We start from the raw sequence: 14,055 nt of genomic DNA on the forward strand, positions 1-14,055 counted from the left end.
AATCCGTGACCGATCGATCCTTGCCACCCGGACTGCACCGCGACACGCTGGCCGTGCGCACCGCGTTGCCGCGCAGCCAGCACGGCGAAAACTCAGAAGCCTTGTTCCTCACCAGCGGCTTCGTGCAGCCCGATGCAGAAACATCGATGCGCCGGTTCGCCGGCACCGAAGACGGCTTCACCTACGGGCGCACGTCGAACCCGACGGTTACCAGCTTCGAGCAGCGGCTCGCAGCGCTGGAAGGCACCGAAGCGGCCATCGGCGCATCGACCGGCATGGGTGCGATCCTCATGATGTGCATGGGTCTGCTGAAGATGGGCGATCACGTGATCTGCTCGCGTTCGATGTTCGGTTCTACGCTCAATCTGTTCGCCAAAGAGTTCGCGAAGTTCGGCGTCGAAACCAGCTTCGTTTCGCAGACCGATGTGACCGAATGGCGTGACGCGTTGCGTCCCACCACCAAGCTGCTGTTCGCCGAAACGCCGACCAATCCACTGACCGACGTGTGCGACATCCGCGCGCTCGCAGACCTTGCGCACAGCGTGGGCGCGTTGCTCGCGGTCGACAACTGCTTTTGTTCGCCAGCGTTGCAGCGGCCGACCGAGTTGGGTGCCGATCTGGTGATTCACTCGGGCACCAAGTACCTCGACGGCCAGGGCCGCGTCATGGCGGGCGCGATTTGCGGGCCCTCGCGGTTGATCGTCGATGTGTTCGGGCCGGTGGTGCGTACCGCAGGCATGGCGCTTGCGCCGTTCAATGCGTGGGTCGTTTTGAAGGGCCTGGAGACGCTCGGCATCCGCATGCAGGCGCAGTGCGCGAATGCTTTGGCTGTAGCCGAATGGCTCGAAACGCAGCCGGCTGTTTCGCGCGTCTACTACCCGGGCTTGAAGTCGCATCCGCAGCACGAGTTGGCGATGCGCCAGCAGTCGGGGCAAGGCGGCGCGGTGCTGTCGTTCGACGTGCACGGCGGCGATCCGGAAACGGCGCGTGCCAATGCATTCCATGTCATCAACAGCACGCGCGTCGTCAGCATCGCGACCAACCTCGGCGATACCAAGACGATCATCACGCACCCCGGCACGACCTCGCATGGTCGCCTGACCGAAGCGCAGCGCCAGGCGGCCGGCATCGGGCAGGGCTTGATCCGCCTCGCGGTCGGCCTCGACCATATCGATGACATCAAGACCGACCTGCTGCGCGGGTTCGACACACTCAGTACCTGATCGCCTTCATGACCGGCAAAGTTCGCACCCGCATCGCTCCTTCCCCGACGGGTTTTCTGCACCTCGGCACCGCGCGCACCGCGCTGTATTCGTGGGCCTACGCGCGGCATCACGGCGGTGAGTTCGTGCTGCGGATCGAAGACACCGACGTCGCACGTTCCACGCAGGATTCGACCGACCAGATCCTCGCCTCGATGCACTGGCTCGGCCTGGACTACGACGAAGGCCCGATCTATCAGATGCAGCGGTTGGCGCGCTACCAGGAAGTCATTGCACAGATGCTCGCGGCCGGCACCGCGTACCGCTGCTATTGCACCCCGGCCGAGTTGGAAGAAGTGCGTGAAGCACAACGCGCGCGCGGTGAGAAAACGCTGTACGACGGTCGCTGGCGCCCCGCGGCGGGCAAGGTGCTGCCACCGGTGCCGGAAGGCGTGCCGCCCGTGGTGCGCTTCTGCAATCCGACCAGTGGCGACGTGAGCTGGGACGACCTCGTCAAGGGCGAGATCACCATCAACAACCGCGAGATCGACGACCTGATCATCCTGCGGCCCGATGGTGTGCCGACATACAACTTCGCAGTGGTGGTCGACGATTGGGACATGGCGATCAGCCACGTGTTTCGCGGCGACGAGCACATCAACAACACGCCGTGGCAGATCAACATCTTCAACGCGCTCGGCGCGCCGCTGCCGCGATTCGGCCACGTGCCGGTGATCCTCGGCGACGATGGGCAGAAGCTGTCGAAGCGGCGCGGCGCAGTGAGCGTGACGGCGTACGAAGAGAACGGCTACCTGCCCGAGGCGATGCTCAACTATCTGGCCAGGTTGGGCTGGAGCCACGGCGACGAAGAGCTCTTCACGCGCGAGCAAATGGTGAGCTGGTTCGATGGCTCGCATCTGTCCAAAAGCCCGGCGCAGTGGGACGCGGCCAAGCTGGCCTGGGTCAACGCGCAATACATCAAGGCGAAGCCCGACGATGCGCTCGCCCCGTTGGTTGCGGTGCAGTTGCAAAAGCGCGGCATCGTGGCCGACGATCGGCTGCCTGCGATTTGCGCGTTGTTCAAAGACCGCTGCGACACCACGGTCGTGTTGGCCAACTGGGCTGCGGCGTTCTATGCCGATGTGACACCCGGCGAGGGCGACCGGGTGCAGCATGTGACCGAGGCGATCCGCCCGGTCGTCCTCGCGCTGGCCGACAAGCTTTCTGACGCGACGTGGGACAAGCCTTCGATCGGCGCCGCCATCAAGGAAGTGCTCGTTTCACATGGCATCAAGATGCCCGCGCTCGCCATGCCGGTGCGTGTTTTAACGATGGGAACGGCTCAGACACCATCGCTCGATGCGGTGCTTGCGTTGTTCACTCGCGAAACCGCTGTCGCAAGGTTGAGAGCGGCTTGAGTTTCAAGCTATAATTCGAGGCTCGACACCCGAGGGGGTATAGCTCAGCTGGGAGAGCGCTTGCATGGCATGCAAGAGGTCATCGGTTCGATCCCGTTTACCTCCACCATCAAGGTTGTCGAATCGGAAGTTATCGGATTAGTCCAAGGTTTTGACCCTATCGTCTAGAGGCCTAGGACACCACCCTTTCACGGTGGCTACCGGGGTTCGAATCCCCGTAGGGTCGCCAAATCGGCTTCGGTCGATGAGGCAAAGCAAGTCGTCAGCACTTGGCTCTTCACAGAGTGAACGTTGTCTACCAGGAGTGGTAGTTCAGTTGGTTAGAATACCGGCCTGTCACGCCGGGGGTCGCGGGTTCGAGTCCCGTCCGCTCCGCCAGTATTTTGGGATTTGCCCAATGAAAAAAGCCACCTTCGGGTGGCTTTTTTGCGTCTGCACACCGTCCGAGTTGTATTCGAACCCCTTGGTTGCGCAGCAAAGTAGGTCCAAAATACACAAAACCCCTTCGCCGCTAGCATGGACCGTTATCGAACCATTGCGAACCCTCGTGAGTTGGACCCATCGTTCTCAGTGCCCTGTAAACGATGTGCCGGGCTGTTGCAGGAGTGGAACCGGTTTTGCCCGTTTTGCCTGGAAGATCAGTTCTCGCCGGTCGATGGAGATGCAGAAACAGATGCTGCAGCGGCAACCGAGTCTGCACGCCACATATCTGCGTCCAGTAAAGAGAACGACTCCACCGGACTGGAATTCGCGGACACCGTCCACCCGGGCGCGGCGGAAGTCATCCCATTTTCCGGCCCGGCGGGCAAGGCGCTCAACGCAAAAGGAGACACCGGGATCTCACTGGCCCAGCCCAGCGACTACTGGCAGACAGAAGTGTTGGGCGTTGGGGGTAAGACGGACTGGATGGCGCGGCTACCGCCTAAAAATTTGAAGGCTGGAATCGCCTTGGCGCTGGTAGTGATGGCGGTCGCTTTCTTTGGCTCGGGGCAAGGCTATTTCGACAACCGGAGTGACCTCAAGGTCGGCACCGAGCGAGTGGAGACAGCCTTGAATCGCGGTGATCTGAGGAGTGCCGTCCAGCTTCTCGATGCGATCGAATCAAGTCATCCGGACGACCTCGCTGTCCAATCGCTCAGAGACGCCCTCGATCTGCGCATTCAGGAGCGGTCTACCTCTCGCAGCGAACTGCTGGATGCCACTTCTCGCATGGCGTCCAACGCGTCTGTATCGGATGACTCAGCGCCAGGCGCCCTTGTGACGCCGGACGCACCGACTACCGACCCCCTCGAGCAAGCCACCGGCCCGCTTCGAGCCTCGCAGAAAGAGTGCAGTGTGGCGCTCGCCGCATTGGCACTGTGCCCAAAAGAATAGCCACTCGGAGGGAACCACATGCCCATCAGATTGCTGCTAACAGGCCTGTTGTGGATCTCTGTCGTTCTGTGCGCGACCGCGGCGCCTCGCGCGGAATACAAGATCGTCACCGCGACGAAAACGGGCACGTACATTCAGATTGGCCGTGACCTTGCGACGCTGGTCGCGGAACCCGCCGACATTGCGCTGGAAGTTCTCGAGTCGAAAGGCTCGGCAGAAAACATTCAGAGAATGCGATTCGAGCGGGGAGTCAAGCTGGCGCTGGTGCAGTCAGATGTCTATCAGGCTTTCCTGGACGAAGCCAAGGCCGGCAACACCGACGCCGTGGACATCATCAAGCCTCTGCGCCTCATCATGCCGCTCTATGACGAGGAGATCTATTTCGTCGCGCGCGCCGACTCGCCGCTCAACAGCATTCACGAAATCAAGAACAAGAAGATCGCCGTCGGGCCCTTGGGAAGCGGCACCGCCCTCACGTCGAGAACGCTGTATCAGCTGATGTTCGGGGAGCCACTGCCGCCTGCCAACACGCAGTATTTGACCAACGAAGAAGCGCTGGCCAAGCTCACAGTCGATAAGTCGATCGACGTCGCCATCATTGTCGCGGGGCAGCCGGCCAAGCTATTCACCGACATGAAAGCCGAAGCCCGCAATTACATCAAGATTCTGAAGCTGGACGATGCGGCACCCGAGGCTGCACGCGCAAAAAAAGCCTACTTTCCCGCTGTGATACGAGCCGCGAGCTACTCGACCTGGCTCAAGGAAGACGTGCCCACATTGACCGTCAAAGCTTACCTCGTCACCTACGACTACGGGCTGCAGTCGACAGTCATTAACCTGAATCGCTTCGCCGAGTCACTTTGTGCCAACTTCGACAAGCTGCAGGCCAACGGGCACCCCAAATGGAAACAGGTGCGACTGGAGCTTCCGCCACTGAACCAGGGGTGGCGCTATTACGCGCCAATGGAAAAGCGGATGCGCGCATGCATTGCGAAGCGCAGCACCGTCGGATTCGCTTCCGCTGGCGGGACGACGCCAGCGTCCAAGAACTGCACCGAGCAAGAACTGGTGCTGGGCATCTGCAAGCGCTGAGTCGGAATTCCGCCGGCCGCTAGGTCTGCCGCACGACTGCTAGAGACTGTTCCCGAGCACCACATAAACCGTTAACCCGGTAACCATCGTGAGATGCAACGCGAACACAGCCCTCTTCTCGCGGGGCGTCATTAAAAATGCGGGCACACCTATAAGTACCGTCAAGATGGCGAGAGGAACGAGCGGATTCATAAAGCCGTGCGTGACCCGGATCACCGGGCCGATGAGGAAACCGGATCTGCCGCTACTTTTTACAGAAGCGACGGATCGAATCCCCACATTTTGACGGCTGGCGAGTCGTTACTTAGGCAAAAGAACTTTGTCGACGACGTGAATGACGCCGTTGGATTGCTTCACGTCGGCGATCGTCACGTTTGCCGTGCTGCCGTTTTCGTCGGTGATCATGACTTTCTTGCCACTCGATTTGGCTGTCAGCGTGCCGCCCGACACGGTCTTCAGCGAGGCCGTTCCCTTGCCGTCCTTGATGGCCTTCATCAGCATCTTCGAATCCATATTCCCGGCGACGACGTGGTAGGTCAGGATAGTGGTCAGCTTTTCCTTGCTCTCAGGCTTGAGCAACGTGTCGACCGTTCCGGCGGGCAGGGCGGCAAAAGCCTTGTTGGTCGGTGCGAAAACGGTGAACGGGCCTGGGCCTTTGAGCGTGTCGACCAGACCGGCTGCCTTGACGGCCGCGACGAGCGTCGTGTGGTCCTTGGAATTGACCGCGTTGTCGATGATGTCCTTGGTCGGGTACATCTTCGCGCCACCCACGGTCACCTGGGCGATGGCGGAGACTGCGCCGGCAGCCATGGCAACGGCGAGGGTGATGGAAGCGAAGCGGTGTAGATTGCGTTGCATTGGAGGAATCCTCTCGAAGTAGGCCGTCGCAAAGATGTGCGACAGCGCTTACTCATACGGTCCCCGGGGCCAATTGGATTCGCTCGACTGATCAGGACGCCGCAAGAGATTCACTGGAATCGAAATCCAGTTCGACCTTGGCTCCGTTCGGGTCATGGCAAAAGAGCTGCCAGGTGCCGGACCCGACTTGTTGCCCCAGCTCGTATTTCCATCCGCGCTGATCGAAGCGGGCCTTGACCTCGCTTAGACCTTCCGCCGTGAACGCCATGTGATCGATCACGCCTGTGCGCTGCGCCGGCACCGGTCGGCCGAAGTACATGTGCAGTACCGCCTGTGCGCCGGTGCCATACAGCCAGGCGCCAGGAAAGCCGAGGTCCGGCCGATGGCCGACGTGCAAACCGAGCAGGCCGCAATAAAAGTCCAGCGTCTTCCCTTCGTCCTCCGCGGTCACGGTGAAATGGTTCATTCCGACGATCATCTTTGTCTCCGTTCCAGTTGGTTATGTAACGAGCACCAGTGCACCAACGCTGCCACGCGACTCCAGCCGTGCGTGCGCCTGCGCCGCTGACTCAAGCGAAAAGCGCTCGATCACCGGCCTTTTGATGACGCCATCGGCCAATGCGTTCCACACCCGTTGCGCGCGATCGGCCAACTGCCCGGGGGCTGAGACGTAGTCGAACACCACGGGTCGCGAAAAGCTGAGCGACTTGGCGCCGAGCGTGTCCGACGACAGCGCCGTCAACGCGCCGCTGGCTTGGCCCAGGCTGATCCAGTGGCCGCGACTCGCGAGCGATGCGAGGTTCTCATCGCGCGCCGCTTCGCCGAGCCCGTCGATCAATAGATCGACGCCACCGCAGGCATGTTGCACCGCATCCGCAAAGCGGTAGTCGCGCGTGACGATGACATGCTCGCAGCCGTGATCGCGCGCGACGCGGGCCTTGGCCTCGCTCGACACCGTGCCCACCACGGTCGCGCCGAGGTGACGCGCCCATGCACATAGCAACAGCCCGACGCCGCCCGCTGCAGCGTGAACGAGGATGCGCGTGCCGCGTTGCACGCGTCCCAAGTCATGGAGCAAGTAGTCGGCAGTGATGCCCTTGAGCAGCAGCGCTGCGGCGACGTCGTCTTCGATGGCGGGCGGCAAGCGCACCACCCATTCCGCCGGCACCGAGCGCACGCCGCAGTAGGCGCCAGGCACCGGACCGAGGTAGGCGACGCGGTCGCCCGCAAAAAAGCCATGGACGTTCTCGCCGACATCGAGCACGCCACCGGCGGCTTCCATGCCAGGCACGCCGGGCGACTCTCCGGACACCGGCAGCATGGAGGGAATCCAGCCGCGCCGCAAATACACGTCGATGAAGTTGATGCCGATGGCGCGCTGCTGGATGCGAACTTCGCCGGCGCGCGGTGCTGCGGCCTCGCCGCTTTGCGGCTGCAGCACGTCCGGGCCGCCGTAGTGCGAGACGCCGACACGGCGCGTCGACACGGGCAAAGCGCGAGGCAACGAAGACGTCGTGTTGCCGCCTCGATGAAGGTCACCGCCCTGCTGAAGATATCGCCGCAGATTGACGAAGCCGGCCTCGTACACGCCTTGCGCCACCGTTTCGCGCAGCTCGCGTTCGCGACCTGGCGGCGTGCCAAAGGTCGACTCCCAATGCCAGAAGGTCCGGCGGCCGTCGGTCACCGGCTTGAGGGTGAGCGTCGCCACATAGCGTTGCAACGGCAAGGTCGCCTCGACGATGCAGTAAGTGCTCTTGTGATCGTTGTCGGACAGCGTCAGCAACTGCTCGCGGATTCGGTTGCCGTCTTTCAGCGTGAAACTCCTGACGCAGCCTACCTGGTCGCCGCGATCGTTGCCTTCGATGCGACTCGACTCAACCACGGCGTGCCATTCGGCATGGCTGTTGAAGTCGCGCAGCACGGCCCACACGCGCTCGATCGGTGCATCGATGACGGTCGAGCGGACGACCTTCTGAAGCATCAGCGACTACCGAAGTGGCGCTTCAAAGCATCGAAGCCGCCCTGAAAAACACCGCCGCCTATCGACTCGGTCAACTCGCGCTCACGGTCCTCGTCGCAGTCGAATTCAGCGCTCCATTCGGCGAAGCAACGCGTGCCGTCGGTTACCGGCGTCAGCTTGAGCGTGGCGGTGTAGTCGGTCACGCCCATCGGGCTTTCGAGGATCTCGTAGGTGCAGCTGTAGTCATAGTCGGACAGGGCGAGCAGGCGCTCGCGGATCGCGCCGCCATCGCGCAAATGAAAGTGCCGGATACAGCCGACACGATCGGCCGGCTGGCCGTTCTCGATCCGGCTGTCCGCGATCAGCGGATGCCACTGCGGCATGCCGTTGAAATCACGGACGCGCGACCAGACACTGTCGGCGCTCGCATCGATCACGCTGGAAACGTAGACATTCACCATGCGCTGCTCCTCTTAGTCCTGCTTGGCCTTGGATGCGTTCGACGGTAGCGCAGCATGCGAGCCGCTCACATTGCCGACCAGCTTCTGGATGTCGCCGCCCTCGATGCCGATTTCGCGCAGCAACTGGTCGACCAGCGGTGCCTGCGCCCGGAAGCGCAGCGCAGAGTTGACCAAACCATCGGCCAGGCCGACGCCATCGCCATCGCGCCCACCACCGCTCGACGACCCGCCGAAGCCGTCGACCTGCAGGATCTTGATGCCCTCGATGCGCTCCATCGGTCTCACAGATTCGCGGATGATCCCCTCCGCTTTTTCGACCAGTCGCATGCGCAGCGCCGACATGCGCGCCTCGGGCGTGAGCATGTTGTGCGCTTCATTCATCAGGCGCGCCGCCTCAGCTTCGATCTCGGCACGGATGCGCAACGCCATCGATCGGATCTTGTCGGCATCGGCATCCGCTTCGGCCTGCGCGCGGATCGACGCGCCGCGGTTGGCGCTGGCATCGCTCTCCGCTTGCGCCGCCGACGTGAGCCGCAAAGCATCTCGCTCCGAGATCAATGCAGCCGCGATCAGCTCGATGGCTTTCTTGCGCTCGGCCATCTCGACCTCGCGCGCGGTGAACACTTTCTCTTCTGCCGAAACGGCTTGCGCCCGCGCCAGCTCGGCTTCTGCCTGGGCCTCGCTCTGTGCCTTGCTTTCGCGTGCGACCGCGATCGAGCGCTGTTGTTCGGCCAGCTCCAGCGACATGCGCCGCTCCAGTTCGGCGCTCTGAATGGCGCGCTCCTTGCCGATGCGACCTTCTTCGATCGTCTGTTCGGAGCGGATACGCGCCGCGTCGATGCTCTGCTTGGCGGCGATCTGTGCGCTCTCTGCATGTTGCTCCCGCTGTGCCCGTTCGACCGCCACTTCGGAGCGCTGACGCGAGCGCGCCATCTCGACTTCGCGCTGCTGTGACAGCCGCGCGTGTTCGCTCTCGCGATCGATTTCGAGCGACAGCTTCTCGGCTTCGAGATTCTTGTTGCGGATGGCGATCAACGTGTCCTGTTCGACGTCGTTGCGCTGCTTCTTGCGGTGCTCGATCTGCTCTGTCAGCCGCGTCAAACCCTCGGCGTCGAAAGCGTTGCTCGGGTTGAAGAACTCCATGCCGGTCTGGTCGAGCTGCGTGAGCGAAGCGGCTTCGAGCTCCAGGCCGTTGTTGGTGAGATCTTCGGCCACCGCTTCGCGCACGCGCTTCACGTAAGCGCCGCGCTTTTCGTGTAGCTCTTCCATGGTCATCTCTGCCGCCGCGGTGCGCAGTGCATCGACGAACTTGCCCTCGACCAGCTCCTTGAGCTGATCGGGCTCCATAGTGCGCAGGCCCAGCGTCTGCGCGGCCACTGCCACCGAATCGGCATTGGCAGCCACCCGCACGTAGAACTCGGCGATCACGTCGACACGCATGCGGTCCTTGGTGATGAGTGCCTTGTCGCGGCCACGGCTCACCTCGATGCGCAGCGTGTTCATGTTGACCGGTATCACGTCGTGCACGATCGGCAGCACGAAGGCGCCGCCGTCGAGCACCACCTTTTGCCCGCCCAAGCCGGTGCGCACGAAGGCGCGCTCTTTCGAGCTGCGCAAATAGAGCCAGTGAAGCAGCCAGACCGCGATGGCGACGACGATCGCGACAACGATCAGCCCGAGGATGAAACTACCGAATTGGGAACCTGACATGGACATCGTCTCCTGTTATCGCGTGATCTCGACAAAGCGTCGCGTGGTGTCGGTGAGCGCCGTCTCCGTCGGCAAGCGCTCCATCGAACTGGCGCCGTAGAAGCCGTCGCATGCGCGGCACTGTGCAAGCACGTACTGCGCATCTTTCGGCGTGGCGATCGGGCCGCCGTGGCACAGCACGATGGCCTCGGGGTTGACTTCGCGTGCCGCTGCCGCCCAGCGGTCGATGCGGGGTACGCAGTCGGCCAGTGTCAGCGCCGTCTCGGCCCCGATGGCGCCGCCGGTGGTGAGCCCGAGGTGGCACACGACGATGTCGGCCCCGGCGCCGGCCATGGCGCGCGCTTCGTCTTCGTTGAAGACATAGGGCGTCGTCAGCAGATCGAGCGCATGAGCGCGGGCGATGAGATCGACTTCGAGCGCGTAGCCCATGCCGGTCTCTTCGAGGTTGGCGCGAAAGGTGCCGTCGATGAGTCCGACCGTCGGAAAGTTCTGCACGCCCGAGAAGCCGAGCGTGATGAGCCGGCCCAGGAACTCGTCGGCGATCATGAAAGGATCGGTGCCGTTGACGCCGGCCAGCACCGGCGTGTGCTTGACCACCGGCAGCACCTCGCGCGCCATCTCGCACACGATCTCGTTGGCGTTGCCATAGGCCATCAACCCCGCCAGCGAGCCGCGGCCGGCCATGCGGTAGCGCCCCGAGTTGTAGATGACGATGAGGTCGATGCCGCCGGCCTCTTCGCACTTGGCCGACAGGCCGGTGCCGGCGCCCCCGCCGATGAGCGGCTTGCCCGACTCGATCTTGGCGCGGAAGCGTTCGAGCAATGTCGATCTTGCGATGCGTGGCATGGTGTTCGGTCTCCCTTGGTTTTTGGTTCTGGCTTATTCGATTCAGGCGCGTCGCGCGTCGACCGGCGTGCGCGACACCTCGTGCCATGCGGCCACGAGCGCGGCAGAAAAAGCTTCGTCGTTGATGTGCAGCGGCAAGCGTTGCAGACGCCGGTCGGGCCCGGCGCGGAACCCTGCTTCGATGGTCGAGAACAGCATGCGGTCGGCCTCGGGATCGTGAAATGGCTGGCCGGCCTTGTCGATCGCGGAGACGCCGCCTTCGGGAATCAGAAAGCGCACGGGCCCGCGCATGGCGTTGAGCTTGGTCGCGATGAATTCGCCGATGGCGCGGCAGTCCTCGACCGTGGTGCGCATCAACGTCACGGTCGTGTTGTGGCGGTACAGTTTGCGCGCCTTGAAGCGCTCAGGCACCGTGTCCCACGCGCCAAAATTCACCATATCGAGCGCGCCGCACGAGCCGACATAGGGCAGCGTTTGGCGGGCGAACACGTCGAGCCGGGTCGGGCCCGCCGACAGCACGCCGCCGACGATCTCGTCCGCCACTTCCGTGGTCGAGACGTCGATCACGCCGGCCAGCAAGCCCGACTCCGCGAGCTTTTCCATCGACTGGCCACCGACGCCGGTCGCGTGGAATACCAGGCAGTCGTAGCTTTCTTCGAGCGCCTTGGTCACGGCCTGCACGCAGGGCGTGGTCACCCCGAACATGGTGAGTCCCACGGCCGGCCGGGTGATGGCGGACACTGCCGGCGGATGCGCGACCATGCCGGCCAGCGCATTCGCTGCATTCGCCAGCACGCTCTCGCTGATTCGATTGATGCCCTGCACGTCGGTGACCGAATACATCATGCAGATGTCGCTCGGTCCGACGTAGGGGCGCGTGTCGCCGCTGGCCATGGTCGAGACCATCATCTTGGGCAAGCCGATCGGCAGTGCGCGCATGCCTTGCGTTGCCATCGAGGTGCCGCCGGAGCCGCCTGCAGAAATGACCCCGCCGATGTCGCGACGCGTGCGCACGAAAGCTTCGAAGGCGAGCCCCATCGCTTCCGTCGCACGTCCGCGGTCATTGCTGAACACGGCCGACTCGCCGTCGGGGTGATGACGCGCAACCTCGCGCGGATGCATGCTGGCCGGCGACGGCTTGCCCGAGGTCGACAGATCGACCGTGACGACACGCAAGCCGAGCTTTTCGATGCACTGGCGCAGAAAGCCGAGCTCGCGTCCCTTGGTGTCGAAGGTGCCCACGACATAGGCGGCGCGGTCGCTGCTGGCAGCCACCGGAAAGTCGAAGACGGCGGTATGGCCCCCTCTCCCGTTAGCGGTAGAAGGTTGGGGTGAGGGTCGATGCGAAGGCGACGGCGATGCGGAAGACGGCGACATCGCCTCCCGCGAAATATCCGTCACCGCCGCCGCAGTCCCCCCAGCGTTCCATCGCGTAAAACCGCGCACCGTCGCCGGCGCCAAGTCGCTGAGCGATGGCGCCCCATCGCCATGCGCACGCCGGACGGTGAAGACCTGCGTGCCGGTCGATGGCGCCGCACCGGCCGCCGGCAACTCCGCATCGAGTTCATCCCCGTGACCGCCCGAGCGCACACCCAGCAGTCGCTCCTGTAACTCGCGGTCCGCGGCAAGTGCCGCCGCCGGCATCTCCTGCGCGATGCGGCCATTGACCATCAAGCCGATCCGGTCCGCCACGGACAGTGCGACGCCCAGGTTCTGCTCGATCAGCAGCACCGCGATGCCGTCCGCCGCCAGCTCGCGCAGCGCCTGCGCAACCTGCTCGACGATCACCGGCGCGAGTCCTTCGGTCGGCTCGTCCATGACCAGCAGCTTCGGGTTCAGCAACAACGCGCGGCCGATCGCCAGCATCTGCTGCTCGCCGCCGGAGAGCTGCGCGCCGCCGTTGCTGCGCCGTTCCGCCAATCTCGGAAACATCGTGTAGACCCGGTCGACGTCGCGACGTCGGCTCGCCACCAGCCGCAGCGTTTCGTCGACCGACAGCGAAGGCCAGACGCGGCGACCTTGTGGCACGTAGGCGATGCCACGCTTCGTGATCTCGTTCGGCGCCATGCCGAGGATCTCTTCGCCGGCAAAGCGAATGCTGCCCCGCGCCGGAACCATGCCGGTGATCGCGTTGCACAGCGTCGTCTTGCCCATGCCGTTGCGGCCCACGATGCCGAGCACGCCGCGCTCCAGCGTGAGGCTCACGCCCTGCAACGCATGGGCGCGGCCGTAGTACACGTCGAGCCCGTCGATGACGAGCGCCGTCGATTTGTTGGCCGCTGCATCGCGATCACCGCCGAACCAGGCCATCAGTGCTTGCTCCCCATGTAGATCGCCTGCACTTGTGCGTCGTTCTCGATCTCGTCCGGGCTGCCGGTGCGCAGCACACGACCGTTGTGCATGACGGTGACACGGTCGACCACGCGCAGTGCGATGTCGAGGTCATGCTCGATCAGCACGAAGCTCATGTGCGCCGGCAGCGAGGTCAGCAGTGCAACGAGTTCGCGACGTTCCGCGGGCGAGAGGCCGGCAGCGGGTTCGTCAAAAAGGATGAGTCGCGGCGCACCGGCGAGTGCCATGCCGATTTCAAGCTGGCGTTGCTGGCCATGCGCCAGGTTGGCCACGCGCTCGTCGGCGATGTGGCTCAGCCGCGACCGATCGAGCAAGTCGTCGGTCGCGCGTGTCGAAGGGTGCCCGGCGCCCGCGCGCCGAAAGCTGAAACGGCCGCTGGCGACGCCGCGCACCGCGAGAAAAAGGTTGTCCCGCACCGTCAGGTCGCGGAACAAAAGCGAAGACTGATAGGTGCGCCGCATACCCTTGCGAATGCGGTCTTGCGGAGCGAGGTCGGTGATGTCTTCGCCGAAGAAATAGATGCGACCGGCGGTCGGTGGAAAGTCGCCGGTGATCGCATTGAAGAGTGTGGTCTTGCCGGCGCCGTTCGAGCCGAGCACTGCGTACTTCTGGCCGGCCGTGACCGTGAGCGACACGTCGTCGACCGCGCGCAACGCGCCAAAGGCGCGCGTCACCCCGTCCAGCCGCAGCGCGTCGCCCGAGAGCAGCTGCGCGCCGTCGCGGCTGCTCGCAGCGGGGCCACGCACTGTGGCGCGGCGGAGCGGGGTGATCGTGGCCATCTT

The 14,055-nt window shown here is 63.7% G+C and carries 12 protein-coding genes, 3 tRNA genes and 1 pseudogene; 7 read left to right on the forward strand and 9 right to left on the reverse strand.

The window, feature by feature from the left end:
• Positions 1–5: 5 nt before the first annotated feature.
• The 7 genes from H7F36_RS11685 to H7F36_RS11715 all read left to right on the forward strand — a co-directional run bounded on the left by H7F36_RS11685 (position 6) and on the right by H7F36_RS11715 (position 5,086).
• Entirely contained in the window at positions 6–1,223 is a 1,218-nt protein-coding gene (locus H7F36_RS11685) for an O-succinylhomoserine sulfhydrylase (protein ID WP_187050990.1), read from the forward strand.
• An 8-nt stretch (positions 1,224–1,231) separates the two neighbouring features.
• Positions 1,232–2,620, forward strand: coding sequence for a glutamate--tRNA ligase (gltX, locus tag H7F36_RS11690; RefSeq protein ID WP_187050991.1), 1,389 nt, complete (start codon positions 1,232–1,234; stop codon positions 2,618–2,620).
• A gap of 33 nt (positions 2,621–2,653) precedes the next feature.
• Positions 2,654–2,729, forward strand: a tRNA-Ala gene (locus H7F36_RS11695).
• Between the two features lie 44 nt (positions 2,730–2,773).
• Positions 2,774–2,849, forward strand: a tRNA-Glu gene (locus H7F36_RS11700).
• 72 nt (positions 2,850–2,921) lie between these two features.
• Positions 2,922–2,998 (forward strand) — tRNA-Asp (locus H7F36_RS11705).
• Between the two features lie 138 nt (positions 2,999–3,136).
• Positions 3,137–3,994, forward strand: a complete 858-nt coding sequence (locus H7F36_RS11710) for a hypothetical protein (RefSeq protein ID WP_187050992.1) — start codon at positions 3,137–3,139, stop codon at positions 3,992–3,994.
• 18 nt (positions 3,995–4,012) lie between these two features.
• Complete coding sequence (locus H7F36_RS11715; protein ID WP_187050993.1) at positions 4,013–5,086, forward strand: TAXI family TRAP transporter solute-binding subunit; 1,074 nt, start codon at positions 4,013–4,015, stop codon at positions 5,084–5,086.
• A gap of 300 nt (positions 5,087–5,386) precedes the next feature.
• On the opposite strand, the gene H7F36_RS11720 is transcribed toward H7F36_RS11715, so the two are convergent.
• The 9 genes and pseudogenes from H7F36_RS11720 to H7F36_RS11755 all read right to left on the reverse strand — a co-directional run bounded on the left by H7F36_RS11720 (position 5,387) and on the right by H7F36_RS11755 (position 14,052).
• Positions 5,387–5,944, reverse strand: a complete 558-nt coding sequence (locus H7F36_RS11720) for a fasciclin domain-containing protein (protein ID WP_187050994.1) — start codon at positions 5,942–5,944, stop codon at positions 5,387–5,389.
• A 91-nt stretch (positions 5,945–6,035) separates the two neighbouring features.
• Complete coding sequence (locus H7F36_RS11725; RefSeq protein ID WP_187050995.1) at positions 6,036–6,422, reverse strand: VOC family protein; 387 nt, start codon at positions 6,420–6,422, stop codon at positions 6,036–6,038.
• A 21-nt stretch (positions 6,423–6,443) separates the two neighbouring features.
• The gene (locus H7F36_RS11730; protein ID WP_187050996.1) at positions 6,444–7,925 is read right to left on the reverse strand and encodes an SRPBCC family protein; all 1,482 of its coding nucleotides are present in this window, start codon (positions 7,923–7,925) and stop codon (positions 6,444–6,446) included.
• Positions 7,925–8,365 (reverse strand): SRPBCC family protein, encoded by a 441-nt coding sequence (locus tag H7F36_RS11735; RefSeq protein ID WP_187050997.1) that lies wholly within the window; start codon positions 8,363–8,365, stop codon positions 7,925–7,927. Before H7F36_RS11735 ends, H7F36_RS11730 begins: the two co-directional genes overlap by 1 nt.
• 12 nt (positions 8,366–8,377) lie before the next feature.
• Entirely contained in the window at positions 8,378–10,075 is a 1,698-nt protein-coding gene (locus tag H7F36_RS11740; protein ID WP_187050998.1) for a flotillin family protein, read from the reverse strand.
• Positions 10,076–10,090: 15 nt separating this feature from the next.
• Positions 10,091–10,921 carry a phosphoenolpyruvate hydrolase family protein gene (locus tag H7F36_RS11745; protein ID WP_187050999.1) on the reverse strand — a complete coding sequence of 277 codons (831 nt, stop codon included), beginning with the start codon at positions 10,919–10,921 and terminating at the stop codon, positions 10,091–10,093.
• A gap of 42 nt (positions 10,922–10,963) precedes the next feature.
• Positions 10,964–12,196 carry a Tm-1-like ATP-binding domain-containing protein gene (locus H7F36_RS22030; protein WP_315971458.1) on the reverse strand — a complete coding sequence of 411 codons (1,233 nt, stop codon included), beginning with the start codon at positions 12,194–12,196 and terminating at the stop codon, positions 10,964–10,966.
• Positions 12,197–12,784: 588 nt separating this feature from the next.
• A pseudogene (locus H7F36_RS22385) lies at positions 12,785–13,231 on the reverse strand (ABC transporter ATP-binding protein); the annotation flags it as partial.
• On the reverse strand, positions 13,231–14,052 hold the full coding sequence (locus tag H7F36_RS11755; RefSeq protein WP_187051001.1) for an ABC transporter ATP-binding protein: 822 nt from the start codon (positions 14,050–14,052) through the stop codon (positions 13,231–13,233). The pseudogene H7F36_RS22385 and the gene H7F36_RS11755, both read right to left, overlap by 1 nt.
• Positions 14,053–14,055 lie beyond the last annotated feature (3 nt).

This window comes from Variovorax sp. PAMC28562 (assembly GCF_014303735.1).
Taxonomy (GTDB): Bacteria; Pseudomonadota; Gammaproteobacteria; order Burkholderiales; family Burkholderiaceae_C; genus Variovorax.